General features: G+C 46.6%; 23 protein-coding genes. 22 read left to right on the top strand and 1 reads right to left on the bottom strand.

All coding sequences use genetic code 11. The features are described 5' to 3' along the window. The first annotated feature begins 5 nt into the window (after positions 1 to 5). The 19 genes from rpsP to parC all read left to right on the top strand — a co-directional run bounded on the left by rpsP (position 6) and on the right by parC (position 21,963). Positions 6 to 257 (top strand): 30S ribosomal protein S16, encoded by a 252-nt coding sequence (gene rpsP, locus BS617_RS00250; RefSeq protein ID WP_075170938.1) that lies wholly within the window; start codon positions 6 to 8, stop codon positions 255 to 257. Positions 258 to 289: 32 nt separating this feature from the next. Next, positions 290 to 823: a ribosome maturation factor RimM gene (gene rimM / locus BS617_RS00255; RefSeq protein WP_075170939.1), complete on the top strand. Its 534-nt coding sequence runs from the start codon at positions 290 to 292 to the stop codon at positions 821 to 823. Between the two features lie 3 nt (positions 824 to 826). Further along, on the top strand, positions 827 to 1,576 hold the full coding sequence (gene trmD, locus BS617_RS00260) for a tRNA (guanosine(37)-N1)-methyltransferase TrmD (RefSeq protein ID WP_075170940.1): 750 nt from the start codon (positions 827 to 829) through the stop codon (positions 1,574 to 1,576). A gap of 16 nt (positions 1,577 to 1,592) precedes the next feature. Next, the gene (gene rplS / locus BS617_RS00265; RefSeq protein WP_075170941.1) at positions 1,593 to 1,952 is read left to right on the top strand and encodes a 50S ribosomal protein L19; all 360 of its coding nucleotides are present in this window, start codon (positions 1,593 to 1,595) and stop codon (positions 1,950 to 1,952) included. A gap of 132 nt (positions 1,953 to 2,084) precedes the next feature. Beyond that, entirely contained in the window at positions 2,085 to 3,434 is a 1,350-nt protein-coding gene (locus tag BS617_RS00270) for a hypothetical protein (RefSeq protein WP_075170942.1), read from the top strand. Between the two features lie 2 nt (positions 3,435 to 3,436). Continuing rightward, positions 3,437 to 4,378 carry a site-specific tyrosine recombinase XerD gene (xerD, locus tag BS617_RS00275; RefSeq protein ID WP_083609871.1) on the top strand — a complete coding sequence of 314 codons (942 nt, stop codon included), beginning with the start codon at positions 3,437 to 3,439 and terminating at the stop codon, positions 4,376 to 4,378. A gap of 120 nt (positions 4,379 to 4,498) precedes the next feature. Next, on the top strand, positions 4,499 to 5,224 hold the full coding sequence (locus tag BS617_RS00280) for a DsbC family protein (RefSeq protein WP_075170943.1): 726 nt from the start codon (positions 4,499 to 4,501) through the stop codon (positions 5,222 to 5,224). A 224-nt stretch (positions 5,225 to 5,448) separates the two neighbouring features. Next, positions 5,449 to 6,750, top strand: a complete 1,302-nt coding sequence (locus BS617_RS00285) for a homoserine dehydrogenase (protein ID WP_075170944.1) — start codon at positions 5,449 to 5,451, stop codon at positions 6,748 to 6,750. A gap of 10 nt (positions 6,751 to 6,760) precedes the next feature. Then, a complete protein-coding gene (gene thrC / locus BS617_RS00290) occupies positions 6,761 to 8,152 on the top strand; it encodes a threonine synthase (RefSeq protein ID WP_075170945.1) in 1,392 nt (463 codons plus the stop codon). A gap of 126 nt (positions 8,153 to 8,278) precedes the next feature. After that, the gene (gene recJ / locus BS617_RS00295) at positions 8,279 to 10,027 is read left to right on the top strand and encodes a single-stranded-DNA-specific exonuclease RecJ (protein WP_212667396.1); all 1,749 of its coding nucleotides are present in this window, start codon (positions 8,279 to 8,281) and stop codon (positions 10,025 to 10,027) included. Between the two features lie 2 nt (positions 10,028 to 10,029). Further along, positions 10,030 to 10,212, top strand: a complete 183-nt coding sequence (locus BS617_RS00300) for a hypothetical protein (protein ID WP_075170946.1) — start codon at positions 10,030 to 10,032, stop codon at positions 10,210 to 10,212. Between the two features lie 291 nt (positions 10,213 to 10,503). Next, positions 10,504 to 13,164 (top strand): sensor domain-containing protein, encoded by a 2,661-nt coding sequence (locus BS617_RS00305; protein WP_075170947.1) that lies wholly within the window; start codon positions 10,504 to 10,506, stop codon positions 13,162 to 13,164. 89 nt (positions 13,165 to 13,253) lie between these two features. Further along, positions 13,254 to 15,050 carry a bifunctional diguanylate cyclase/phosphodiesterase gene (locus BS617_RS00310; protein WP_083609872.1) on the top strand — a complete coding sequence of 599 codons (1,797 nt, stop codon included), beginning with the start codon at positions 13,254 to 13,256 and terminating at the stop codon, positions 15,048 to 15,050. Between the two features lie 117 nt (positions 15,051 to 15,167). Continuing rightward, positions 15,168 to 15,809: an NUDIX domain-containing protein gene (locus BS617_RS00315; RefSeq protein WP_075170948.1), complete on the top strand. Its 642-nt coding sequence runs from the start codon at positions 15,168 to 15,170 to the stop codon at positions 15,807 to 15,809. Then, positions 15,799 to 16,242, top strand: a complete 444-nt coding sequence (locus BS617_RS00320) for a DUF1249 domain-containing protein (protein WP_075170949.1) — start codon at positions 15,799 to 15,801, stop codon at positions 16,240 to 16,242. The genes BS617_RS00315 and BS617_RS00320 overlap by 11 nt, the downstream gene beginning before the upstream one ends. Positions 16,243 to 16,244: 2 nt before the next feature. Continuing rightward, positions 16,245 to 17,018, top strand: a complete 774-nt coding sequence (locus BS617_RS00325) for a metallophosphoesterase family protein (protein ID WP_075170950.1) — start codon at positions 16,245 to 16,247, stop codon at positions 17,016 to 17,018. A gap of 57 nt (positions 17,019 to 17,075) precedes the next feature. Further along, entirely contained in the window at positions 17,076 to 17,699 is a 624-nt protein-coding gene (locus tag BS617_RS00330; protein ID WP_075170951.1) for a YqiA/YcfP family alpha/beta fold hydrolase, read from the top strand. 15 nt (positions 17,700 to 17,714) lie between these two features. Beyond that, positions 17,715 to 19,607, top strand: a complete 1,893-nt coding sequence (parE, locus tag BS617_RS00335; RefSeq protein ID WP_075170952.1) for a DNA topoisomerase IV subunit B — start codon at positions 17,715 to 17,717, stop codon at positions 19,605 to 19,607. Between the two features lie 79 nt (positions 19,608 to 19,686). Beyond that, on the top strand, positions 19,687 to 21,963 hold the full coding sequence (parC, locus tag BS617_RS00340) for a DNA topoisomerase IV subunit A (protein WP_075170953.1): 2,277 nt from the start codon (positions 19,687 to 19,689) through the stop codon (positions 21,961 to 21,963). 106 nt (positions 21,964 to 22,069) lie between these two features. Here the strand turns inward: parC and BS617_RS00345 are convergent, their stop codons facing one another. Beyond that, positions 22,070 to 23,818, bottom strand: a complete 1,749-nt coding sequence (locus BS617_RS00345) for a hypothetical protein (RefSeq protein WP_075170954.1) — start codon at positions 23,816 to 23,818, stop codon at positions 22,070 to 22,072. A 161-nt stretch (positions 23,819 to 23,979) separates the two neighbouring features. Here BS617_RS00345 and BS617_RS00350 point away from each other — a divergent pair, with 161 nt between their 5' ends. From BS617_RS00350 to rsfS, 3 genes are all read left to right on the top strand, one after another. Next, complete coding sequence (locus tag BS617_RS00350) at positions 23,980 to 25,236, top strand: glutamate-5-semialdehyde dehydrogenase (protein ID WP_075170955.1); 1,257 nt, start codon at positions 23,980 to 23,982, stop codon at positions 25,234 to 25,236. A gap of 41 nt (positions 25,237 to 25,277) precedes the next feature. Then, positions 25,278 to 25,922: a nicotinate-nucleotide adenylyltransferase gene (gene nadD / locus BS617_RS00355; RefSeq protein ID WP_075170956.1), complete on the top strand. Its 645-nt coding sequence runs from the start codon at positions 25,278 to 25,280 to the stop codon at positions 25,920 to 25,922. Between the two features lie 77 nt (positions 25,923 to 25,999). After that, positions 26,000 to 26,359 carry a ribosome silencing factor gene (gene rsfS, locus BS617_RS00360; RefSeq protein WP_075170957.1) on the top strand — a complete coding sequence of 120 codons (360 nt, stop codon included), beginning with the start codon at positions 26,000 to 26,002 and terminating at the stop codon, positions 26,357 to 26,359. Position 26,360 lies beyond the last annotated feature (1 nt).

Genomic DNA, 26,360 nt, shown 5'->3' on the forward strand with positions numbered 1-26,360 from the left:
CAACGATGGTCACAATTCGTTTGTCACGTGGTGGCGCTAAGAAGCGTCCTTTCTATCAAGTAACAGTTGCCGATTCTCGAAATGCTCGCGATGGTCGCTTTATTGAGCGTATCGGTTTCTTCAACCCAACAGCTCGCGGTCAAGAAGAGCGTTTACGCTTAGACCTGTCCCGTGTTGAATACTGGACTGGAAAAGGCGCTACACTGTCTGAGCGTGTTGCTCAGCTAGTTAAAGAAGCTAAAAAAGCTGCTCAGTAATTTCTGAACAGCTGGTTACTGGATAATTCATAATGAGCCGAAATACATCAAACGATATCACCGTAGTCGGCCAGATTACCTCGGTATACGGTATAAAGGGATGGGTAAAAGTCTTCTCTCATACTGATCCGATGGAAAACTTATTGAGTTATACGCCATGGCAGCTAAAAATTAACGGCCAATGGCAGACCTTCAAATTGGAGGCAAGTAAAAAGCATGGCAAAGGTTTGATTGCCAAGTTAGATGGTGTTCATGACAGAGATCATGCTCAGCGCTTTAGCGGTGTTGATATTGGTATCGATTCCGAGTTGTTACCTAAGCTTGGAGAAGGTGAATATTATTGGAGCCAGCTGGAAAAACTGACGGTTATTACACTCACCGGAGAAAATCTGGGGCGTGTAAGTCACTTGTTGGAAACAGGCTCGAACGACGTCATGGTCGTACGGGGCAATGCAGAAAGCTATGATCGTCGCGAACGACTCATTCCTTATCTGCCCGATATAGTGATTAAAGAAATTGACCTAGACGCAGGTACGATGAGGATCGATTGGGATCCGGAGTTCTAGGCTGTGTGGTTTGGTGTGGTGACGCTCTTTCCTGAAATGTTTGAGGCAATAACTCAGCATGGAGTAACAGGAAGAGGGGTTCGAGATGGTTTAATTGCCATTCAATGTTGGAATCCTCGCGATTTTACGTTGGATAAGCATCGCACAGTGGATGATCGCCCTTATGGCGGAGGTCCCGGAATGCTGATGAAAGTGCAGCCATTACGAGATGCTATACAGGCGGCTAAAGCGCAAGCAGGTGAAGGTGCCAAGGTTATTTACTTGTCCCCTCAGGGCCGACGTCTAGACCATGCAGGTGTGCAAGAGCTTGTTTCTTGCGAAAAGCTGATTTTAGTGGCAGGGCGTTATGAAGGTATTGATGAGCGCCTTATTGGAACAGAGATAGATGAAGAGTGGTCGCTTGGAGACTTTGTCTTAAGCGGTGGGGAATTGCCCGCCATGACTATGATTGATGCTGTTTCTCGACTGGTACCCGGTGTTTTGGGACATAGTGCTTCGGCAGAAGAAGACTCTTTTGCTGAGGGTTTACTAGATTGCCCCCATTACACACGGCCTGAAGTCATTGATGAACACGTTGTACCTGATGTGCTGCTGAGCGGTGATCATGAAAAGATCAGGCGTTGGCGTCTTAAACAACAGTTAGGAAGAACCTGGCAACGCCGGCCCGACCTGTTAGATAAGATGCAGTTAACAGCCGAACAGCAAGCATTGTTAACTGATTATGTCCGCGAGACCGAAGCGTCCGGCGGTTGAATATTAGGAGCGAGCGATGAGCAGCAAAAACGCAATTATTCAGCAAATCGAAGCTGAACAGACGAATAGTAAAGAAATTCCAGCTTTTGGACCTGGTGACACAGTTGTTGTACAGGTTCGTGTAGTTGAAGGCACTCGTAGCCGTTTACAGGCTTTCGAAGGCGTTGTAATTGGCAAGCGTAACCGCGGTCTAAACTCTGCGTTTACTGTACGTAAAATCTCCCACGGTGTGGGTGTTGAGCGTACTTTCCAAACTTACAGCACACAAGTTGAAGAGATCACTCTTAAGCGTCGTGGTGATGTTCGTCAAGCTAAGCTTTACTACTTGCGTGAGCGTAGCGGTAAGTCTGCGCGTATCAAAGAAAAACTCGGCTGAGTTTGATTTGGTTCAATGCAGTAAAAAAAAGGTGACCTATGGTCACCTTTTTTGTGTATGTTATTAGCATCTTGATCAAGACCCATCTAAAATCACTAGCTAGGATGCTAGTCCATAAAGCTGAGGGAGTGGATGCGTAGTCGTTTCAGGTGGTTAATTTGGCTTATTTTGCCCGTGCTAGCGGTAGCGGGGGTGCAAGGTTTTTATTGGTTCCAAGTTAAGCGTAGTGTTGATAATTTAATCTCCAGTATTAGCCCTATCGCGCAGGTAAGCTACCAGCAAATTAGCGCTTGGGCGTTTCAAGATGTCTCGCTGACAGGGATGCGTGTTCGCTTAAACTCGGGTAAGCCGCTTTTATCAGCCGAGCAGTTATCAATAGGCGCGACTAACTGGCTTGATCTACTGTCCTTAGACAATGCTTTATCTTCAGGCGTTGTGTCCTCATCTTTTTTTGTTTCCCTTGATCAACTTCAGTTGTCTTCTGAGTCATTTAGTCTGTTAAAGCATCAGCATGTCGATAATAAGGACACACCTTCGTTATCAACGTTGCTTTGTCCAGAAGAAACGGCGTTTGGACGGACACCCCTTGAGGAGCTGGGTTATAAAAATATCAGAGGAAGCGCTACGTTTCTTTTTGATCCGTCCCTCCAAAACAACGCCTTGCGCTTGGTACTGAAAGCCGATTTTAACCAGTTGGCCGCAGGCGAAATAGATTTGCTGGTCGGTCAGCCCGGTCGGGTTTCCCTAAGGCGCGAGCAATTAGCCGCTAGCGTTATTCAGCAGATGAGGGTTTCTATAAAAGACCAAGGAATCAATACGCGTTGGCGCAATCGTTGTGCAGAGCAGGCGGGTGTTGAAGTGGCAAACTACAGTGCGTTATACCAAGACGCTCTTAATGCTTGGTGGGCGCTGTACGGTGTGAATGTCAGTGAAGATGTGCTCCAGTCGATGGTTTCCTTGTGGCAGCCGAATATGAGTACTCAATTACGATTTGAACCGGCTGTACCTCCTTCCTTGTCGGCTTTAACTGCTATTGAAGGCGTAGAAGGTGTCTTTAGTCGAGCCGAAGTTCGATGGAGTGTCGGCGCTAAGTTGATTGAGTTCACCGATGCTGAGTGGGAAGTTATTTTACAGCTATATGCCGGTGATGTGCGCTCTGCCGCTCGTGCAATGGTGACTCCTGATGCAATCATCGAGGAGCCTGCGGGGATAAGTGAGGCTCGATTACGCGAAATTGTTCCGGGTGTTATGCCGATTAGACCACCCGAGAAAGAAAAGCGCTTTGAGTTGACCCCTTTTCCTGAGCTAGAAGGGTACATTGGTAGCTCGATAAAAGTTCAAACCTTATTTGGTCGTGAAATGGATGGCGTATTAGTGGGAGTGAATAGCTCCGGAATTAGCATTCGCCGTCATATACAGCAAGGGAAAGCGACGATTCCGGTGCTGCGCGAAAATATATCTGCCGTAGAAGTGTATCGTTGATAGTGGACGTCACTGTAAGCGGAGATAAGCGTTTTACGCGTAAAGCGCCAGAAGAGGCGGATGTTAAAGTCATTCAGCAGTTTGTTGACGCCCTATGGTTGGAAGAAGGCCTGAGTAAGAATACTCAGCTGGCCTATCAAAGAGATCTGTCATTATTTGCTTGCTGGCTAAATGAGCTGGGTATGTCTTTGCTTGGCGTTACTTCTGCTGATGTGCGACGTTACCTCAATTGGCGTGTGGCCCAGGCGCTGAGCCCGGCTTCTACATCTCGTTTTATTTCTTGCGCACGTCGCTTTTACCGCTATTTATTGCGGGAGTCGTTGATTGGTGTTGATCCGCTTTTGCAAATTCAGCTTCCCAAGAAAGGTCGTGCTTTACCCAAAACGCTCTCCGAAGATGATGTAACACAGCTTTTACATGCCCCAGATACCGGTACCACGATAGGCTTGCGCGATAGGGCAATGTTAGAAACCTTGTATGCAACTGGTTTGCGGGTAACGGAGCTTGTGTCATTGACCTTAGGCCAAATTAACTTGCGAATGGGGGTTGTTCGGGTCATTGGTAAAGGTGATAAAGAGCGGCTGGTTCCTTTAGGAGAAGAAGCTTGTAATTGTCTAGCGTTGTATTTGCAAAATGCGCGTCCTGATTTGCTGACGGACCCGGCTTGTGAAGTTGTTTTTCCTAGTCAGCGGGGCGTGCAAATGACTCGTCAGACTTTTTGGCATCGTATTAAGCAGTATGCTGTCGTTGCAGGTATTGATAAGCCTTTATCACCGCATGTATTACGCCACGCTTTCGCCACGCATTTATTGAATCATGGAGCCGATTTGCGGGTTGTTCAGATGATGTTAGGTCACAGTGATTTATCAACAACTCAAATATATACGCACGTAGCGCAGCAGCGTCTGCAAGCATTGCATAAGGATCATCACCCACGGGGGTGATCCATTTGTGCCCTAATGTAGATCTCTTTTATGTTAAAACTTATGATGTGGGTCGCTCGTGCTGAACTAAAACAAACTCATTACGTCTTAAATTTTATTAATTAATCCTCAGAGGAAGTTATGCGCCGTACTCTATTGCCCACTTTGCTGTTATTGCTCAGCACGAGTGTTTTTGCTCAAAGCGTTGAAGAGCAAATTCAAACACAAATTAAGAAAATTGATGCTGGCATACCAGTGGTATCAATAGAAAAAGCCCCTATTCCGGGGATGTACGAAGTTGAACTCGGTAGCGGAGAAGTACTTTACACGGATGAAAAGGGAGAGTTCTTTTTGCTGGGTAATTTGTATCAGTTATCTGATGCTGAAGGTTTTGTCAGCTTAACTGAGAAAAAGCAAAATGCTCAGCGTGAAAAAGAAATGGCGGCGTTGGATGATAGTGATCTAGTCATCTATCCGGCTCAAGGTGCCGAAAAAGCGTCTGTGTTTGTGTTTACGGATGTTGATTGCCCGTATTGCCGCAAGTTGCATGATGAGGTGCCTAAATTGCAAGCTCAAGGTGTAACCGTGAAGTATTTAGCCTTCCCGCGCCAAGGGCCTGGATCTCCTGTGCATAAAAAAATGGAATCGATCTGGTGTGCAGAAGATAGAAATGCAGCCATGGACCAGTCAAAGCAAGGGAAGTCGGTTGCTAGCGCTACGTGTGAAAATCCGGTTATCGATCAATATATGCTAGGTCAAAAAGCGGGTGTAACGGGAACCCCTGCCATTGTAACGGCGCAGGGTAAGTTAATCCCCGGTTACATGCCTGCTTCGCGATTGATCGAGCTGATTAAAGCTGATTCATAAACGAGCTTTAGGCATTAAATTGCTGGTGTAATTTAGAAAAGAAGGAGCGAAAGCTCCTTTTTTTATGGTCGGTCATGGTGTGTTAATAGAGTAACGTCAAACTATTCGCTATAATGTGTGACCATTTTTTGAGCATTGGGCAAGCGTCTGTCGTTGAAGTGATTAGACGGGATCTTTATGTATCTTAAATCCATGGGATGGCTTGTTAACAGCGAGGTAAGGTTTTGAAACCGGTAAATGTAGGAATTTGTGGTCTTGGTACCGTCGGTGGCGGCACTTTTAATGTTCTTCTGCGTAATGCAGATGAGATTGCGCGCAGAGCTGGACGTCAGATTATTGTGCAGCAAATTGGCGCTCGTCGTGATAACCCAGCCTGCAATACCCATGGTACAGCCATTACCCGTGATATTTTTGAAGTGGCTACTAATCCTGATATTGATATCGTGGTTGAGCTAATCGGCGGCTATGACGTAGCTTTTAAGCTTGTTATGACAGCAATCGAGAATGGTAAGCATGTAGTGACGGCTAATAAGGCCCTAATTGCCGTCCATGGTAACGAAATTTTTGAAGCCGCTCAGCGTAACAACGTCATGGTGTCTTATGAGGCATCGGTGGCTGGCGGTATTCCTGTCGTTAAAGCTATCCGTGAAGGCTTGTCTGCAAACAGTATTAATTGGTTAGCCGGTATCATTAATGGTACAGGTAACTTCATCCTGACAGAAATGCGCGAAAAAGGCCGTGACTTTGCTGATGTGCTAGCAGAAGCGCAGGCTTTAGGTTATGCCGAGGCGGATCCTACATTTGATGTTGAGGGGATTGATGCAGCGCATAAGCTGACTATCCTTGCATCGATCGCATTTGGTATTCCGCTACAGTTTGATAAAGCTTATACCGAAGGCATCAGCAAAATTACGGCTGAAGATGTTCAGTATGCAGAAGAGCTAGGCTATCGCATAAAACACTTAGGCATTAGCCGTCGTACCGAAAATGGCATCGAGTTGCGGGTTCACCCAACCTTAATCCCCGAGAAAATGCTACTCGCCAATGTAAATGGCGTAATGAACGCTGTTATGGTTGATGGCGATGCTGTGGGGCAAACGCTTTATTACGGCGCAGGTGCAGGAGCAGAGCCTACGGCGTCTGCTGTGGTAGCGGACATTGTCGATGTGGTACGTAATCTAGCGGCTGAAAACGAAGGGCGTGTACCGCCTTTGGCGTTCCAGCAAGACGAGCTATCTTCAACGCCTGTTTTGCCGATGACTGAGACTGAGACATCGTATTATTTAAGACTGCACGCTGTTGAAAAGCCGGGCGTATTGGCTAGCATTACTAAAATATTAGGTGATAACGGCATCAATATTGAGGCGATCATCCAAAAGGAAACAGCCGAATACCAAGTCCCTGTTATTTTGCTAACGCAACGCGTTAAAGAGCAAACAATGAATGATGCGATCGCAGCTATCGAAGCGCTAGATGACATCATTGGGCAGGTAACACGTATCCGTGTTGAGCAGCTACAAGGCTAAAGGAAAAGACATGAAATACATTTCTACACGCGGCCAAGCTCCAGCGCTTAATTTTGAAGAAGTTTTACTGGCTGGATTAGCTAGTGATGGTGGCTTATACGTACCTGAAGAGCTGCCGACATTTAGTCAGGAAGAGATAGCAAGTTGGGCAGGTTTGTCTTACGCCGATTTGGCATTCAAAGTGATCTCTCCGTTCGTCAATGACTGTATCGCGGATGCCGATCTTAAAGTCATGATCGATGAAACCTATGCAGGCTTTAATCATACGGCGGTAGCACCGTTAAAAGAGCTTGGTACTAATGAATGGGTGCTTGAGTTGTTTCATGGCCCTACATTGGCCTTTAAAGACTTTGCATTGCAGCTGCTAGGCCGCTTAATGGATCATGTGCTTGTAAAGCGCAATGAGCATTTGGTGATCATGGGGGCTACGTCTGGCGATACAGGCTCCGCTGCCATTGAAGGCTGCCGTCATTCCAAGCATGTTGATATCTTTATCCTGCATCCACACAACCGTGTATCTGAGGTGCAACGTAAGCAGATGACTACGGTGTTAGCTGATAATGTGCATAATATCGCGCTCGAAGGTAACTTTGATGATTGCCAAGAGATGGTTAAAGCGAGTTTTGCAGATCAGTCATTCCTTAAGGGGATGAAATTAGGTGCGGTGAATTCGATTAACTGGGCACGTATTATGTCCCAGATCGTTTATTATTTCTCAGCATCTCTGGCGGTAGGTGGCCCTCATCGTCCGGTTGCTTTTTCAGTGCCTACTGGCAACTTCGGCGACATATTTGCTGGTTATTTGGCGAAGAAAATGGGGCTACCCATCAGCCAGCTGGTTGTAGCAACTAACCACAACGATATATTGCACCGGGTGATTTCGGGTAACGATATGTCCAAGCAGAGTTTAGTGCACACCTTGTCACCATCAATGGATATCATGGTGTCATCTAATTTTGAGCGTATGCTATTTGACGTTTACGACAAAGATGGCGCGTCCATTGATGACTTGATGAAGCGATTTAAAACAGAATCTGTTCAACTGGATCCTGCTAAGTGGGAGAAGGTTCGCGAGCTGTTTGATAGCTATGCTGTTGATGACGAGGCAACGTGCCAAACTATTGCTGATGTGCATGCCGAAACAGGTTACTTACTAGACCCTCATACGGCGATTGGTGTTAAAGCGGCTCGTGAATGCATTCGTGATAAAGCGGTGCCCATGATCACTTTAGCAACGGCACATCCAGTTAAGTTTCCGGATGCTGTATTAAAAGCGGGCCTAGAGTCCCCAGCATTACCTGAACACATGGCCGATTTGTTTGATCGTGAAGAACGTATGACGGTTCTAGATAATGACATTGCTGGCGTACAAGCTTTTATCGCGGATAATGTCACGCCTTAAGCAACAGTCAACAAGCTGTTGCACAGAAAGGGCTCGATTCTGATCGGGCCTTTTTTTATGCTGCTAGAATTGACTGCTTTAATGTGGATGTGTGATTAAAACTGAAAGATCACCTAAGGTTAACATGTGAAACGAGTGTCCATTGAACGCCGAGCGCCGGGCTCTGAGCAATTGCCTATATTCTCGCAAGTACCTCATGCACTCGCACGGATTTATGCATCGCGCGGGGTTCAATCCCAAGCAGAGTTAGGGCGTAATTTAAAAGAATTACTCCCAGACTCTGAAATGAAAGGGATGAATGAAGCGGTTGCGCGGTTAGCTCACGCTGTTGTATCTAACGAATCGATGTTGATAGTGGGTGACTTTGATTGTGATGGCGCGACTAGCACGGCTGTTGCTATTCTGGGATTGCGCATGATGGGGGCTACTCAGGTCGATTATTTAGTGCCAAATCGTTTTGAGTATGGCTATGGCTTAAGCCCAGAAATTGTTGAAGTAGCGCATACGCAGTCGCCCTCATTATTAATCACGGTTGATAATGGCATCTCCAGTGTGGAAGGCGTGGCTAGGGCGCGATCATTAGGTATGGATGTAGTCGTAACAGACCATCACTTAGCGGGAGATCAACTACCGGATGCCGCCGCAATTGTTAACCCAAATCAGCCCGGTTGTGGCTTCCCTGCAAAGTCGACGTGCGGTGTCGGGGTTATTTTCTATGTGTTGATTGCGCTGCGTCGGGCGCTACAACAACAAGGGTGGTTTGAACAACAGGGCTTGGCCGTTCCTAACTTGGCTAGTTTGCTGGATCTAGTGGCTTTAGGTACGGTCGCGGACGTTGTTGCACTTGAGCATAATAATCGAGTTCTGGTGCATCAAGGGCTTAAACGTATACGCGCTGGTCAAGCTCGCCCGGGCTTATTGGCCCTGATTGAAATATCAGGCCGACAAAAAGAACGTTTAGTCGCGAGTGATTTAGGCTTTGCGATTGCTCCGCGTCTTAATGCGGCGGGGCGTTTAGAAGATATGTCGATTGGTATCGAGTGCTTATTGTCTGACGATGCTGATTATGCGCGAGATTTGGCTCAAAGTTTGGATCAATTAAATCTAGAGCGCCGCGGCATAGAGCAAGAAATGCAGCAGCAAGCCTTGCAGTTGTTGGATCAAATACCGTTAGACGAGAATCAACTACCTTATGGTTTATGCTTATATGACGAAGCATGGCATCAAGGTGTGGTAGGTATTTTAGCGTCGCGGATTAAAGAGCGCACTCATCGACCGGTGATTGCTTTTGCCCGAGGCGATAACGGGGATATTAAAGGGTCGGCTCGCTCGATTCCAGGCTTACACATTCGAGATGCTTTAGCGACATTGAACGCTCGTCATCCAGGCTTGATTAGCAAGTTTGGAGGGCATGCAATGGCTGCTGGATTAACCCTAAATTCGGGGGCTTTAGATCAGTTTAAAGTTGCGTTTGATCAGGCGGTTCGTGAACAGCTGAGTGCTGATGATTTAGACCAGCGCATCGAAACTGACGGCGAGTTGTCAGCCAGCGAAATGAGTCTAGAACTGGCTGAAAGGCTGCGTGAAGCGGGGCCTTGGGGGCATCACTTTCCTGAACCATTATTCGATGGTCAGTTTAGTGTTTTACAACAAAGAATTGTAGGGCAACGGCATCTTAAGCTGGTGCTGATGGATGCAAAAACCGGCATTAGTGTGGATGCTATTCACTTTAATGCGGATATGGATTGTTGGCCTGACCAGGCAATTGTGTCAGTCAGAGCCGTGTATAAATTAGATGTTAATGAATTTAGAGGTCAGCGTAACGTCCAGTTAATGGTGGATTACATTGAGCCTCTTGAACGAACAGGTGAGTAGTGATGAATGATTTTACGTTAGACGAGTTAAATGTGTTGGTTGATGTTTTTAATCGCGCAGGCTTAGCGGCAACGGAAACGCAAGCAAATGCGCTGTTTGACCGTGTAAAGGTTGCTCAATCTGAACGAGAAGAGTTAGAAAGTATGGACTTTGATGATTGTGCAGGCGGTGCGTGTAAACTATAAATTCATTTAAAAGCGCGTTCCGCTTGAGTTGATTCAGCGGCGCTATTCTGCGCCGCTACTGGGTCTAGTCTTCCCGCTACATGTGGAGATGGCTTTTGCCTCATATGTACAAATTTTAGCCACTTAATCTGTAATATCTGTCTATACTGTCAATTACGCCAACGTTTATGTAAATCATTAAGCTTTTTTAATGCGTGGTCGATATAGCTAACGTACACACCGCGCAATTAATTATCTAAAAAGCTAGGCGTTTAAGGCTTTATGTTTCCCATGGACAGTGGCTATAAATAAATGGATAACTTGCTCATTATCTTGGTAGCGATGATCGTTGTCGTTATTCTTCTTCGGCAGATATTTACCCGACAAGGTAAAATTCGTGCTATGAGTCGTCAGCTGTCCGAATTGGAACAGAAGAATGACATCCTTCAAACATTGTTAGATGTTAACCCCGATCAAATCTACGCAAAAAATACCCATGGCCGTTACCTACTGGCGAACAAAGCATTGTGCGATTACATGGGCTTACCAAGAGAAAAAATTATTGGGCGGCGCATTGAAGACTGCTTTGGGGCAAAAATACAAAATATTATCCATGAACACGACAGTGCTGTTTATGCCAAGAAGGGCCCTGTTTTAAGGGAGGCTTGGGTCGATAATAGAGAAGGTCAAGCACAACTACTCGAAAGTTTTAAAACCACACTGCTGGATCGTAATGATGAAGTCATAGGTATCGTTGCTTTAAACCGAGATATGACCCATCGGCACATGGAAACGTCTCTGCTGCGCCATCATGGTCGTATACAAGACATGATTATCAGGGGTGTGTCGCTAAACAATATACTCACTGAAATCGTGAAAGGGATAGAGAATATCTGTTCTGGATCTGTGTGTTCGATTCTCTTATTGGATAAAGAAGGAAAGCGTATCCGGTTAGGTGCGTCACCGAGTTTACCGCCTTATTTTATAAAAGCCATCGAAGAAGTTGAAGTTGAGGTTGGTGCTGGCTCTTCAGGAACTGCCGCATCGACAGGGCAGCAAGTCATTGTTGATGATGTGTCTAGTCACCCTTTCTGGGAACGTTACCGGGACGTTGCCAAACGCGCCGGTTTTGTGGCTGGATGGGCGCAGCCGATTTTCGATTCTGATCAAAATATTCTTGGTACATTTGGGATGTACCACAATAAACCGACCCCCATGAATGATGTCTGGTTGTCATTGTTGGAGCAAGCCGCGCGCTTAGTGAGTTTGGCTCTTGAACGCAAGCAGGTTGAAGGGAATCTGCAAAAGCTCTCCCGGGCGGTCGAGCAAAGCCCTACAATGGTGTTGATTACCGATGCCGCCGGCGCGATTGAGTATGTCAACGAAGAGTTTACAGAGGTTACTGGATATACGCTTGAGGAGGTGAGAGGTCGAACACCGTCAATCCTAAATGCAGGAGAAACAGCCCCTGATTTTTACCAAGATATGTGGCGTACGATCCAATCGGGTGAAGATTGGCACGGAGAAATGCGTAACAGAACAAAGTCGGGGCAGCCCTATTGGACAACCCTGTCTATTTCCCCCATTTTGGACGAGTCCAATGTTATTACGCATTATATTGGTGTCAGTGAGGATATATCCAAGCAAAAGGACACGCAGGCTCAGATCGAGCAGCTAGCATTTTATGATCCGCTTACCTTGTTGGGAAATCGTCGATTATTTCGTGAGCAACTAGAAAGTGAAATTAAAAAATTAAAGCGTAACAACACCTCGTTAGCACTGTTCTATTTGGATTTGGATAACTTTAAGCAGGTAAACGATACCTTAGGTCATGATGTCGGTGATCGTTTATTACAGTCTATTGCGGATCGCTTGCGAACAACATTGCGTAATTCTGACATGATAGCTCGCCTCGGTGGCGATGAGTTTATTGCGTTGTTGCCAGAAATTAGCGGGCCTAAAGAAGCAGGAGTCGTAGCTGAAAAGTTACTTAAGGCCTTATCACATCCAACTATGTTGGGGAGTAGTGAAGTTAAAGTAACTGTCAGCTTGGGGATCACAATGGCCCCTCAAGACGGTGAAGACTGGCCCGTTTTGATGAAAAACGCTGATTTAGCAATGTACCGAGCTAAACGTCTGGGGCGTAACAATTTTCAATTCTTTATGCCTGAAATGAATGAAGAAGTTGTTGCGCGTGCCACTATGGAGTTGGAGATTATCCAGGCACTTAAAAACGATGAGTTTACCTTACATTATCAACCTCAATACTCCATCCTCAGTGTTTTGCAGCCTGTGTGCTTAGAAGCCTTGATTCGTTGGGACCACCCGGTTCGAGGGCGTATATCGCCGGCGGAGTTCATCCCTTTTGCCGAAGAATTAGGTCTGATAGTGGAAATGGGTGAATGGGTGCTGCGTGAGGCTTGTCGACAAGGGCGTGTACTGTTGGATATGGGGCATCATTTGCGTGTTGCGGTGAATTTATCCATGCGTCAGTTTTTTGATCCCGATCTGTTAACTAAAATTAGCTCAGCATTAAAAGAGAGCGGTTTACCCGCCGAGCAGCTCGAGCTTGAAATTACCGAATCCATGATCATGGATGACGTGCAAGCGGTGATCGATACCCTGCATAAACTAAAAGCACTGGGTGTCTCTTTAGCCATAGACGATTTTGGCACAGGTTACTCATCGCTTAGTTATCTGAAAAAGCTTCCGTTTGATTACCTGAAGGTAGATGCTTCGTTTGTTCGTGATATACCCCATGATAAAAATGATATGGAGATCACGTCGGCGGTTATTGCTATGGCCCATAAGTTGGGTATTAAAGTCATCGCCGAAGGGATTGAAACGAGCGAACAATTGGCCTTTTTGCGTGAAAATGATTGTGAAATGGGGCAAGGCTATTTGTTAGCTAAACCTGCGCCTTTGGATGATTTGATTGCGCGGTTAGATGTCGAAGTTGATGATGCAGGCTAGAGCCAAGTAACCTTACTGAGTGTCATACCTCTGTCATAGAGCCTGTTTAAGCTAAAGGCCTCGCTTTTACACAGTTTGGTATACCTTTTATGCCGGTTCATGCGTTTCCCAATGTTACTGACACAACATCCTCTACCGATATAGATTCGCTAAGTTATGTACTTACACACAAAGTAATTACGCCTTATTTTCAGCCCATTTTTGATTTGCTGACGGGGGAAATTATTGGGCATGAAGCCCTGAGCCGTGGCCCTGCTGAAAGCCGGCTGCATATGCCTGACACATTATTTAAAGCGGCCATTAGTGCTGGGCGCTTGCATGAACTAGAGCTATTGTGTCGCGAAAAGTCGTTACAACGTTTTGCTGAGCTGGCATTACCAGGGAAGCTTTTTCTGAATGTCAGCGCTTCGTTATTAAGTTCAGCTAATCATCAGAAAGGTATGACCTTAGCGTTATTAAAGCAGCTTGGCATTGAGCAAGATAGGATTGTCATTGAGCTGTCAGAACAACAACCGTACGACAGCTGTGGTTTGACGTTAGCGTCTGTAGAGTATTATCGAAAAATGGGCTTTAGTATCGCCATTGATGACCTTGGCGTGGGTTATTCCGGTCTACGTTTATGGTCCGATGTGCAGCCGGGTAGTGTGAAAATCGATAAATACTTTATCCACCAAATCGATAAGGACCCAGTGAAGCGGGAGTTTGTTCGCTCCATTATTGCAATAGCACAAAGTTTGCATTGTGATGTCATTGCCGAAGGGATAGAGAACCTTACTGAGTTAGAGTTGTTGATGGAGTTAGGCGTTACGCGGGGTCAAGGTTTTTACTTGGGCCGTCCTGATCCAAACCCACAGGTTTTTGCGCATAAACAGTTGGCGCAACGTGCTCGACGCGTATCTCAACATCGTAATATTGATGAGGGAGAAACGGTTCACTCGTTATGCCGTACCGTGCCTACGGTAAACAGTACCGATACGCTGTTAACTGTATCTGAGTTGCTGAGGGATCACCCTGACCTGTTATCGTTACCTGTATTGGATCAAGGTATCCCCAAGGGTGTGGTACGTCGTCATGATTTATTAGAACTATTCTCTTCTCAATATGGCCGGGCATTGTATGAGACTAAACCGGTATCAAAGCTGCTTAAAAAAGATGTCTTAATAGTCGAGAGTTTTATTAGTCTTGCGTCTGTATCTAAACAGCTCACTCAACAGGCCGAGTCTGCGCTCAATCATGAAATTATTATTGTGCAAGACGGGGCTTTTTTGGGGGTGGGTAGTTTACGTGATTTGCTCAAACGAATAACGGACTTAAAAATTCATAATGCAACCTATGCAAATCCGTTAACCTTGCTGCCCGGCAGTGTGCCGATTAATAGAGAAATTGATCGTCGATTGCACGCTGCCATGGATTTTCATGTCGCTTATTTTGATCTTAATGACTTTAAGCCATTTAATGATTTTTATGGCTACGCCAAGGGTGATGAAGTCATCCAGCTGTTAGGTCGGCTTATCAAGCATCACTTAACCAGTGCCGAAAACTTTTTAGGGCACATCGGTGGCGATGATTTTGTGGTTATCTTCTCATGTGCAGACTGGGCCGAGCGCTGTCGTGCCGTATTGGCCGCCTTTGAAGAGCAGGTGCGTGACCTTTATGCGCCCAAAGAGTTACAAGAAGGCGGTATTTGGCTAGAAAATCGCGCTGAACAGCAACAGTTCTTCTCTTTGCTGAGTGTGGCGATTGGAGTCGTTCATCCAGATAGTTATGCATGTGAAAGCTATCACGAGGTCGTGGAGTTAGCTGCCGAAGCGAAAAAACAATCCAAAAAAATGGGCGGTAATGCGCTGTTTATTTCTCGTCGTCGCAAACACCGAATCATTAGCTAACATGGGCAGCGCCCATAAGGCCATGCCGGTTTAAAGGCTCGTTGTTTATCATCTTAATGACCATTTTCTGCCATAAAAGTCGTGGTATAGTGTGCTGCTTAAGCAGAGGAGTACGCTATGAGTCAGGACTGGAACCCGCTATTTAATCACAATAACGTTAGTATCGAAGAAGATACGGTTATCTGTGATAGCTTTTATCAAATGCGCCGCCTAACTGTTAGCCATCAGCGATTTGAGGGCGGGGAAGCAACTATCACTCGCGACTTATTTTGGCGTCCAGATGCCGTGTGCGTGCTGCTTTTTGACCCTAAAGAAGATGCGGTAGTGCTTATCGAGCAGTTTCGCGTGGGGACTATTGATCACCCGCGTAGCCCTTGGCTATTAGAACTGGTGGCCGGTTTAGTTGAGCCGGGAGAGTCGCCCGAACAGGTGGCTTACCGTGAAGCCGTTGAAGAGGCAGGTGCGAGAATTCATTGCTTAGAGCATATCAGTCGCTTCACACCTAGCCCTGGTGGGGCAAGGGAATACATCGACCTGTACTGCGGGTGTGTCGATAGCCGTTTAATCTCGGGCGTACATGGCTTAGAAGATGAAGGTGAGGACATAAAAGTACAACACTTTGCATCTGAGCAGGTGTTCCGTATGATTCAAACAGGGGATATTGATAACGCTCCTGCCATTATTGCTGTTCAGTGGCTACAATTAAACAAAGATCGTTTATGTGAGAAGTGGAGTGCGAAGGAGTTTAATGAAGCGTAAGTATGTGCCCGATCTAACGCGTCAAATGGCTATTTGTGAAGCCAATTATATGCGTATCTTAAAGTTAATGCCCGATTTGGACACCATGGACACACGGGAGTTTCGAGTGTCTATGGCCGAGCACTCGGCGCATATACGCATTAATGTTGTCGAGCGTTTTACATATACCGCTACCCTTCAAATTACCCAGCAGAGCCGCCGTTCACTGAATTGGTTGGAGTCGCCCACGTTAGTCGTACGCTTATATCATGATGCGGCGATGGCTGAAGTTATTTGCATGAAGAGCCGTAAGCAGCTGTCTGGCGTTTATCCTTATCCTAATCGTGAGATGCATCAGCCTGATGAAAAAGTGCAGCTAAATGATTTTTTGGGTGAGTGGCTGAGCCACTGTCTTCAACATGGTCAACAGGTTGAGCCTGTCCTTACGTTTTAGTCATGGCGCTGACACGCATTGTCCAAGTGACCGATTGCCATCTTCAAGAAAGCCCTAGTCAGCTGCATAGAGGGATGTCTACTGAGGATCGGTTCGATGCCGTATTAAGCCACCTGACAGGTTGTGAGCGTAATATAGATCTTTTATGGCTGACGGGAGATTTAGCACACCACGGCTATGAATCCAGTTATCGGCGCTTGGCGGCGAAGGTGTCAGGCATAGCTAAGAACACTATTTGGCTGCCTGGTAACCACGATGATTGGTTGCAAATGCAATCGTATCCTGAGCTATGTCAGCCTGTTTGGGTTCCCGACTTAACTCCTTGGGCGTTTATATCGCTTAACTCCATTTACGAAGCTGATGGGCGGGGTTCTGGGGCTTTAGGAAAAGAGCAACGCCAATGGTTAATGGACCAGTTAGCGGCGTTACAACAGGATAACCGTTGGGTGCTTATCGCCCTTCATCATCCTGCACTGGATGTGGGGAGCCAATGGCAAGATCAGATAAAACTCAGTGATGCTGATGCGCTACTCGACATTATTAAAGCGTCCTCATGCGTTAAAGGGGTTTTATCCGGGCATTTACATCAGCAGCACGACCTCTTTGTAGGAGGGGTTCCTTTTTGGGTAACACCTGCTACAGCACCGCAATACAAAGCAAGGACTCGCGAGCCCACGGACGAGCTCGATAAGCGACTGTCATTACCTGGTTATCGTGTTTTCACGCTGTCGGATAATGGAGAGCTAACAACGGATGTAGTACGTGTTGACGTTTAGCTTGAAAGCTAAGCAAAGCTCCGGTAACTTTTGTAAAAAGCTGTAAGGATAACCAGTATGCAGTCTCCCTTATTTATTTATGTTCATGGCTTTAATAGCTCGCCTTCTTCGGTTAAAGCGCGGTTGTTAGGGGCGTATATGAAAACGCATCCAGAACTGGGAGATTATTGTGTACCCGCGCTTTCTCATTGGCCAGCAGAAGCTGTGTTGCAGTTAGAAAAAATTATTACTGAGCATGCTGATCGTCGGATAGTGCTCATCGGCAGTTCACTTGGTGGTTATTACAGTACATGGCTAACTGAGCGGCACGAAAATTGTCGTACAGTTTTAGTGAATCCGGCCGTTTATCCGTATCGTCTCTTGGCGGATTGGCTTGGTGAAAACCAAAACATTTATACGGCTGAGCATTACACGCTAAGCCCTGAACATCTTCATCAATTAGAGTCATTTGCACTGGGTGGCGTTAAGGATTCCAGTCGATATTTATTGTTAGTACAAACGGGCGATACGACACTCGATTATCAAGAAGCCGTTGCATTTTTTGCCGGCTCGCCCCAGTTTGTCCAACCTGGTGGATCTCATGGCTTCGATCGATTTGAAGACCTTATTCCCGCTATTGTTGCCTTTGCTAACAATAAAATAGATCTTCCTGAACCCGTCTCACTGCCTGCTTCTTTTTAAGGATTGACGTAAACAATGACGAAGCAATATAACGCTGAATCGATAGAGGTCTTAAGTGGCCTAGAACCGGTACAACGACGACCGGGTATGTACACCGATACGGATAGACCCAATCACCTAGCGCAAGAAGTCATCGATAACTCTGTGGATGAGGCGTTAGCAGGCCACGCTAAACAAATTGATGTGGTGCTACATAAAGATGGATACCTGTCGGTTAGTGATGATGGCCGGGGCATGCCGGTTGATATTCATCCAGAAGAAGGGGTGAGCGGTGTTGAGCTGATCCTGACGCGTCTGCATGCTGGGGGTAAGTTTAGCAGTGATAATTACCAATACTCGGGTGGCTTGCACGGTGTTGGTGTATCGGTGGTAAATGCGTTATCAAAATTACTTGAGGTGCAGATCAAACGTGATGGTCAAGTGTACCGCATCGGGTTTGCTGACGGTGCTAAGGTCTCCGAACTGGAGGTGATAGACACGTGTGGTAAGCGAAATACAGGGACAACGGTACGTTTTCTTGCCGACCCTAAGTATTTTGATTCACCTAAGTACAGTGTATCAAGGCTTAAACATAACTTACGAGCCAAAGCTGTTCTCTGCCCCGGCTTGAAAGTTACCTTTAATGATCAAAGTAGCGGTAAAAGCGAAAAAGAAGAGTGGTATTACGAAGACGGCTTATGTGATTACCTCAAAAGCAGCACTCAGGTTTATGAAACATTACCTGAACAGCCTTTTACGGGGAGCTTGCAGGGCGAAGAAGACGCTGTTGAGTGGGCGGTTCAATGGCTTCCGGAAGGCGGCGAACAAACCTGTGAAAGCTTTGTTAACTTGATACCGACAGCTGTCGGAGGTACGCACGTCAATGGTTTTCGAACAGGGCTTTTAGAGGCCATGCGAGAGTTTTGTGAGTTTCGTAACCTTTTACCGCGCGGCGTCAAACTCACGCCTGATGATATCTGGGAGCGGTGTTGCTACATATTGTCAGCAAAAATGCATGATCCTCAATTTGCAGGGCAGACAAAAGAGCGTTTGTCATCGCGGCATATAGCGGCCTTTATCTCTGGCGTGACGAAGGATGCCTTTTCGCTGTGGCTCAACAGTAACGTAGAAGAAGGCGAAAAAATTGCCGATATGGTGATAAGTAACGCTCAGAAGCGTCTGCGTTCAAGCAAAAAAGTGATTCGTAAAAAGGTGACTCAAGGCCCCGCATTGCCCGGAAAGCTAGCAGATTGCTCCGGTGTTGAAACGATGCGTTCTGAGTTGTTCCTCGTCGAAGGTGACTCCGCAGGCGGTTCCGCAAAGCAGGCACGTGATCGACAATTCCAAGCCATTATGCCTTTGCGCGGAAAGATCTTAAATACATGGGAAGTCGAGTCCGGTGACATTTTATCCTCCCAAGAGATTCATGATATCTCCGTGGCGGTCGGTGTAGAGCCCGGGTCTGACAACCTAGAAGGCTTGCGCTATGGCCGAATCTGTATTTTAGCGGATGCTGACTCTGATGGATTGCATATTGCGACGTTGATTTGTGCGCTCTTTTTGCGCCACTTCAAACCGCTGGTGGATGCCGGTCATATTTATGTGGCTATGCCGCCGTTGTACCGCATTGATGCCGGTAAAGAAGTTTACTATGCACTTGATGATGCAGAGAAAGACGGTATCACAGAGCGTCTGCGTGCTGAGCGCAAGAATGTGAAAATTGGAGTGCAACGATTCAAGGGGCTGGGGGAAATGAACCCAATGCAGCTTCGTGAAACGACCATGGATCCCGATACGCGCCGTCTTGTGCAGCTCACCTTGGATGCAGACGATAATACGCATGAAACCATGGATATGCTGCTGGCTAAAAAGCGCGCCGCTGACCGCAAAGTCTGGTTAGAGTCTAAAGGCGACCTTGCTGATATTTAGGATGTGACATGCCCGGTTATCAATCGAGATAGCTGGCAGCGGGTTGCTGACGACAAGATTGAATGGATAGAAAAAACCCATGAGTGAAATAAACATTGATGACAGTATCGAGCGCCTCTCGTTAAAGTCGTTTACTGAAAAGGCGTATTTGGACTATTCCATGTATGTCATTCTAGACCGTGCGCTGCCAAATATCGGTGACGGCATGAAGCCTGTACAGCGTCGTATTATCTACGCGATGTCTGAGTTGGGTTTGAAAGCGGCCGCTAAGCACAAGAAATCGGCACGTACAGTGGGGGACGTATTAGGTAAGTTTCATCCCCATGGTGATAGTGCGTGCTACGAAGCGATGGTTTTGATGGCGCAGCCGTTTAGCTATCGCTACCCGCTCGTGGATGGACAGGGTAACTGGGGATCGCAAGATGATCCTAAATCGTTTGCCGCAATGCGATATACCGAGTCTCGTTTAGCTAAATATGCTGAAGTCCTGTTGAAAGAAATAGGGCTAGGAACGGTTGAGTGGCAGCCAAACTTTGATGGCTCTCTTAATGAGCCTATGGTGCTACCTGCCCGTTTACCAAATATATTGTTGAATGGCGGAACGGGTATTGCTGTCGGCATGGCGACGGATATTCCGCCGCATAACTTGCGCGAAGTGACCAGTGCGTGCATCCATTTATTGGATAACCCTAAAGCGGATGTGGCTCAGTTATGTGAATTCATTCCTGGCCCAGATATGCCGACGGATGCTGAAATTATCAGCTCGCCATCGGATTTGCGCAAAGTGTACGAAACCGGTCGCGGCTCTGTGCGGATGCGGGCTGTTTATACCGTTGAAAGCGGTGATGTGGTAGTGACCGCTCTGCCATACCAGGTGTCCGGCGCCAAGGTGCTTGAGCAGATTGCTCAACAAATGCAGCAGAAAAAACTGCCAATGGTTGCTGATTTACGCGACGAATCAGACCATGAAAACCCGACGCGCCTAGTCATTATACCTCGTTCGAATCGTATCGATATCGAGCAGTTGATGGCTCATTTGTTCGCGTCGACCGACCTTGAGCGAACTTATCGTATCAACATGAATATGATTGGTATTGATGGACGTCCTCAGGTTAAAGATTTGCGTCAAATTTTAGTCGAATGGCTCAGTTGGCGAACCAGTGTTGTACGCCGTCGTTTAGAATACCGTTTGGCTAAAGTGTTAGATCGCTTACACATCCTTGAAGGTTTGATGACGGCCTATCTGAATATTGATGAAGTGATCGCTATCATTCGTAATGAGGATGAGCCTAAAGCGGAATTGATGAGCCGTTTTAATTTATCAGCCTTACAAGCCGACGCTATCTTAGACTTGAAGCTGCGCCATTTGGCTAAACTCGAAGAGTTTAAGATTAAAGGTGAGCAGGATGAGTTAGAAGAAGAGCGTAAGCGTATAGAGCTTATTTTGGGCTCGGATCAACGTATGCGCACATTGATCAAGAAAGAGCTAAAAGAAGACATGGACACCTACGGTGATGATCGCCGTTCGCCGATTGTCCAGCGTGCTGAAGCGCAAGCATTTAGTGAGAAAGATTTGCTATCGGCTGATCCTGTTACCGTCGTTATCTCTAAGCAAGGATGGATTCGTGCAGCGAAAGGGCATGATATTGATCCTGAAGGTTTAAGCTACAAAGCGGGTGATGGCTTTAAAGTTGCGTGCCCTGGGCGGATGAACCAACCGTTAATTCTATTAGATACTACGGGGCGCAGTTACACGCTTGATACACATACACTGCCTTCTGCCAGAGGTCAGGGAGAGCCAATAACCGGTAAGATCAGCCTACCCGCTGGCGCAACGATTGAAACCGCCTTGTCTGGTAAACCTTCAGACAAGGTGTTACTGGCGTCTGATGCTGGGTATGGTTTTATAACAACGGTGGAAGACTTATCCAGCAAAACCAAAAATGGTAAAGCGGCGCTAACTTTGCCTAAAAACGCACAAGTGTTGCCTCCTGTTGGGGTGCCTTATGTTGAAGGGCACTGGTTAGCAGCGGTTACCACTGAAGGGCGTTTGTTAGTGTTCCCAGTAGCTGAGTTGCCCGAGCTGGCGCGAGGCAAAGGAAATAAAATCATTAACATTCCGTCGGTGAGAGCCTCAACTCGAGAGGAGGTCGTCACGGCATTAGCAGTGCTTCCAGAAGGGGCGGCGCTAAAGGTGCATGCTGGACGTCAGCATCTTAACTTGAAGGCTTCTGATTTGGAGCATTATCGAGGAGAGAGAGGGCGACGCGGTAACAAGTTGCCACGAGGCTATCAGCGAGTAGACCAACTGGAAGTGGTGGCAAATGACAAGCCGGATGCTTCATCGCAAGACTAGTTCTGCATACTCATAAAAAAAGCCGAAGCGAGAATACCGCTTCGGCTTTTTTGTACGTTAAGTGTACCTATTTTTCGAGATAGACAATGGCTAAGTAGAACAAGCTCTAATCAGCGGTATTAAGCTTTGATAACAGGTGTTCAGATTGTTTTTTGAGTAAGTCCTGATAACTATTACTCATGGCGAGAATAAGGACCTTATCTTCTTCTTCGCGTTGAATGTTTGCGTGCTGTAATAGTCCAGTTTTTAAATGTTGGGCTTCAGTGAGGGCTGTGTGGCTAATCAGCTCATTCGATTGAGTGGTGCGTGTTAGAAACAGAGCTTCTTCTTTGATGAGTGACAGTTTGGTTCTGTTTCCACGCACGAGAGCAATATGAAGGTTAAGTGCTGGTTGCATTTGACGGATGCGGCTTTGGTTAAAGGCACGATAAAGAAGCACGAAAAGCTTTGCGGCGCATAACGCATGAATGCCGTGGCTATCTTCTGCATCCTGATCATCAAAAAATAACTCCATGTCGCCCGTTGCTTGTACCGTTATTTCACCACCATAAATGGTGGCGACCTGGCGCAGCAGCTGTTCATATGTGTCGAGCAGGGACTCGTGCAGTTCGGGCTCTATGTAATCACTGTGGCCGGTTGTTGCGTCAATGTAGATTAGGTAGGCCGCTTCGGTAGGAGCTAAAGATAACTCTAGCTGATGCTCTAGAGAGTATAAGTCCAATTGCTCTTCGGGGCGGGCTTCTCGTAATGGGTTGGCAGAAGGTACGCTAGGCTCTGTCATTTTAGCGGTTACAGAGTACAAGGGACGCGAATTTTCAATTGGGCTACTATCGTCGAGTTCGTTGCTGGTGGTTGAAAAAGTCGACGCATGATCTGTTACTTGCGCGAGCTCCTGTGCTTCATCGTCTGCCGGAGCCGGGACAAAATGAGGCATACGCACTTGATAGTCAGGCTTCAATAAGGCGACTAGCTCATCATTGTTGAGCTCTTCTTCGACGGCGGTAGTATAGGCTGAAGAGGGGGCTTCGTTCTCTAGCGGCGGCGATATATGCGAGGCGTTTTCAATATCTTGTGCGCTGTATGTCTGGGTGTCGGAAGGCAATGGTTCAGTCGGAGGCGCTATTGTTGAGCTTGCAGGCTCTTGGATATTGTCAGCATCTGATGAGGTGTCCGGTGTTTTGATATCGGCAGTCGTTTCCGGGTCGCGGCTAGCGGTGCTAGCGTCGTTGGCGCCTAAATCCTCGGTGGTTTGTAGCGGTGTAACGTTAGAAACATCTTGAGTTGGTTCAAGAGTGGGCTCTGGAATTGAGAAGCAGGGAGCATTTTCGGCAGCGATGGCAGCAAGTGCATTGGCTTTGGCTTGTCGTAAATAAATCCACACACTGAACAGCGTAAGGATTATCACAATAAGCGACAATATCCCCATCTGCCAAAGGTAAGAGACAAGTAGGTTGTATTGTGGGCCTGTATTTACGAAGAGCTTGAGTTTGCCATTGGTGCTTTGCTTGTTACCAAGAATGACTTGTTGTTCATTGCCTGTTTCTTCGCCTGCTCTCGCAATCAAATGATTAGAGTTGTCATAAACACTAATGCCATTAACCTGCTCTGAGCTAGTAATGGTATTAAGTATATAATTTAGGCTGATGATGTCGTCGGCCATGATAAATGGCTGCACCGACAAGGCGGTTTGCTTAGCGGTTTGTTTTCCATCGATGACAGCTTGATGAGTGGCTAATCGATCGGCCGCAAATAGTAAGTAAATTGAGCTCAGTAACCATCCACCTAAAAGAACACAGGCGATAATCAATATTGGGCGTGATATAGAGCCGAAAGAAGATGGCGCAGCTTTAAACATGGGGTACAGGTCGTCCGTTTGATGGAATGATCCATAATGTAAATCGGGAAATCATACCAGTTTGTAGTAATTAGGGTCACGGCTTATTACACAGTTCATGACCCTTGTGCAATAGCCATGTATAATGCTGTGTTCACGTCAACGCATATAAAGAGTAAGTGATGAACGTTGAAGCATATATGAACAAGTTAGGTCAAAAAGCGCGTGAGGCATCTAGAGTGGTTGCCCGTGCAGATACTGGCTTGAAAAACAAAGCGTTATTAGCTATGGCAGAAGCGTTGGATGCAAGTCGCTCAGCACTGGCCAAGGCGAATGAAAAAGATTTAGAAAATGGCAAAGCGAACGGTTTAGATGCCGCCATGCTAGACCGTTTGGCGTTAAAACCAGCTACTATCGACACGATGATCGAAGGCTTAAAGCAGGTTGCCGCGTTACCTGACCCTATTGGCGGTATCACGGATATGAACTATCGCCCCAGCGGTATTCAAATCGGCAAAATGCGTGTGCCTTTGGGCGTTATTGGCATTATTTATGAGTCACGCCCTAATGTAACAGTGGAGGCAGCCAGTCTTTGCTTAAAATCTGGCAACGCGACGATTTTACGCGGAGGCTCTGAAGCCATCCACTCTAACCAAGCTGTCGCTGATTGCATTCGACAGGGGTTGGAAGCAGCGGGTTTACCGTTAGAAGCGGTTCAAGTTGTGGAAACAACGGACCGTGCAGCGGTCGGCAAGCTAATTACTATGCCGGAGTATGTTGATGTTATCGTACCTCGGGGTGGTAAAGGGCTGATTGAGCGTGTGAGTCAAGAAGCCCGGGTGCCCGTGATCAAACATTTAGATGGCGTTTGCCATGTTTATATTGATGCTCAAGCCGATGTCGTGAAAGCAGAAAACATAGCGCTTAATGCTAAAACACACCGTTATGGCACCTGTAACACCATGGAAACCTTGCTGGTCCATGAGTCAATCGCGGAGACTATTTTACGTGATTTGGCCGATCGTTACGTGGCAGCCGGGGTGGAATTACGCGGTTGTGATAAATCGCGCAAGTTAGCTCCTGTGATGATAGCGGCGTCCGTTGACGATTGGTCAACAGAGTATTTAGCGCCAGTGCTGTCTGTAAAGGTGGTTTCAGGTTTGGAAGAAGCGATTGAGCATATTAATCAGTATGGATCGCACCATACGGATGCAATTGTGACTGAAAATTACTCTTTGGCGCGCCGTTTCCTTCGTGAGGTTGATTCTAGCTCTGTCATGGTAAATGCATCGACTCGTTTTGCCGACGGCTTTGAGTATGGTTTAGGTGCCGAAATTGGTATCTCTACCGACAAGATTCATGCGCGTGGCCCCGTAGGGTTAGAGGGCTTAACGTCACAAAAATACGTGGTGTTAGGTGACGGGCAAATCCGTAAATAAGTGGTTTATAGCATGATACCCAACATAGCAGGCCATCATTGATGGCCGCTCATGTTTTTATGGGCGGAACATTTGACCCGATTCATAATGGTCATTTGAGAACGGCATTAGAGATTCAACAGTGGCTTGGGGTTGATTACGTAAACCTCATGCCCTCAAAACGGCCTGTGCACAGAGAAGCTCCAGGCTGTCGAGCGCAAGACCGTTTGGCAATGGTTGAGTTGGCGGTACACAACGAGCCTGCATTACGCTGTGATTCTCGAGAGATTGACTCTGACCAAGCGTCTTATTCTGTTTATACATTGGCAGGCTTACGTAAGGAACTCGGAGCTAACCAGCCGGTCTGTATGGTGCTTGGTATGGATGCGTTCCTTGGGTTGGATTCATGGCATTGCTATGAAGATATTATGAGTTTATGCCACATTATTGTGGTCGCTCGCCCTGGTTATGCGTTAACACCCAACAAGGTATTAGCGGATTTATTGAAAAAGCATCAGGCAACGGCTCGTGAGGCATTATTAGGTAAGCCGCATGGGCATATTGTGATTCATGAATTGACGCCGCTGGACATATCGGCGACTGACATTCGGTCGTTGCTCCAGAAGGGGCTGTCTCCACGATATTTGCTGCCTGAAGCTGTTCTTGATTACATTGAAAAAATGCAACTGTATAAAGCATCAGACTAACGAATCGATGCTTTAATTAATGAATACATGATTCAACCCAAAAATATGGGTTTAACAACAAAGGTAAATACTGGCTAATGCAAACTGAGCAACTGATCGAATTAGTACGCACCACGATGGATGATATGAAAGCGCGTGATATTGATGTTATCGATGTTCGTGGTAAGTCCAGCGTGACGGACTATATGATGATTGCGTGTGGCACTTCAAAACGACATGTGATGTCGATTGCCCAAGACGTAATAGAGAAAATGAAAGAGAACAACTTACAGCCAATAGGTACAGAAGGCCAAGGCGTTGGTGATTGGGTGTTAGTGGACTTGGGCGATTTGGTGATACACGTCATGATGCCTGATGCGCGTAGCTTCTATGACTTAGAGCGTCTATGGAGTTTTGATCCAGTAGATGAAGCGGTTGAAGAAGAAGTAGGCTTGTAAA

The organism is Neptunomonas phycophila (genome assembly GCF_001922575.1).
Lineage (GTDB): Bacteria > Pseudomonadota > Gammaproteobacteria > Pseudomonadales > Balneatricaceae > Neptunomonas > Neptunomonas phycophila.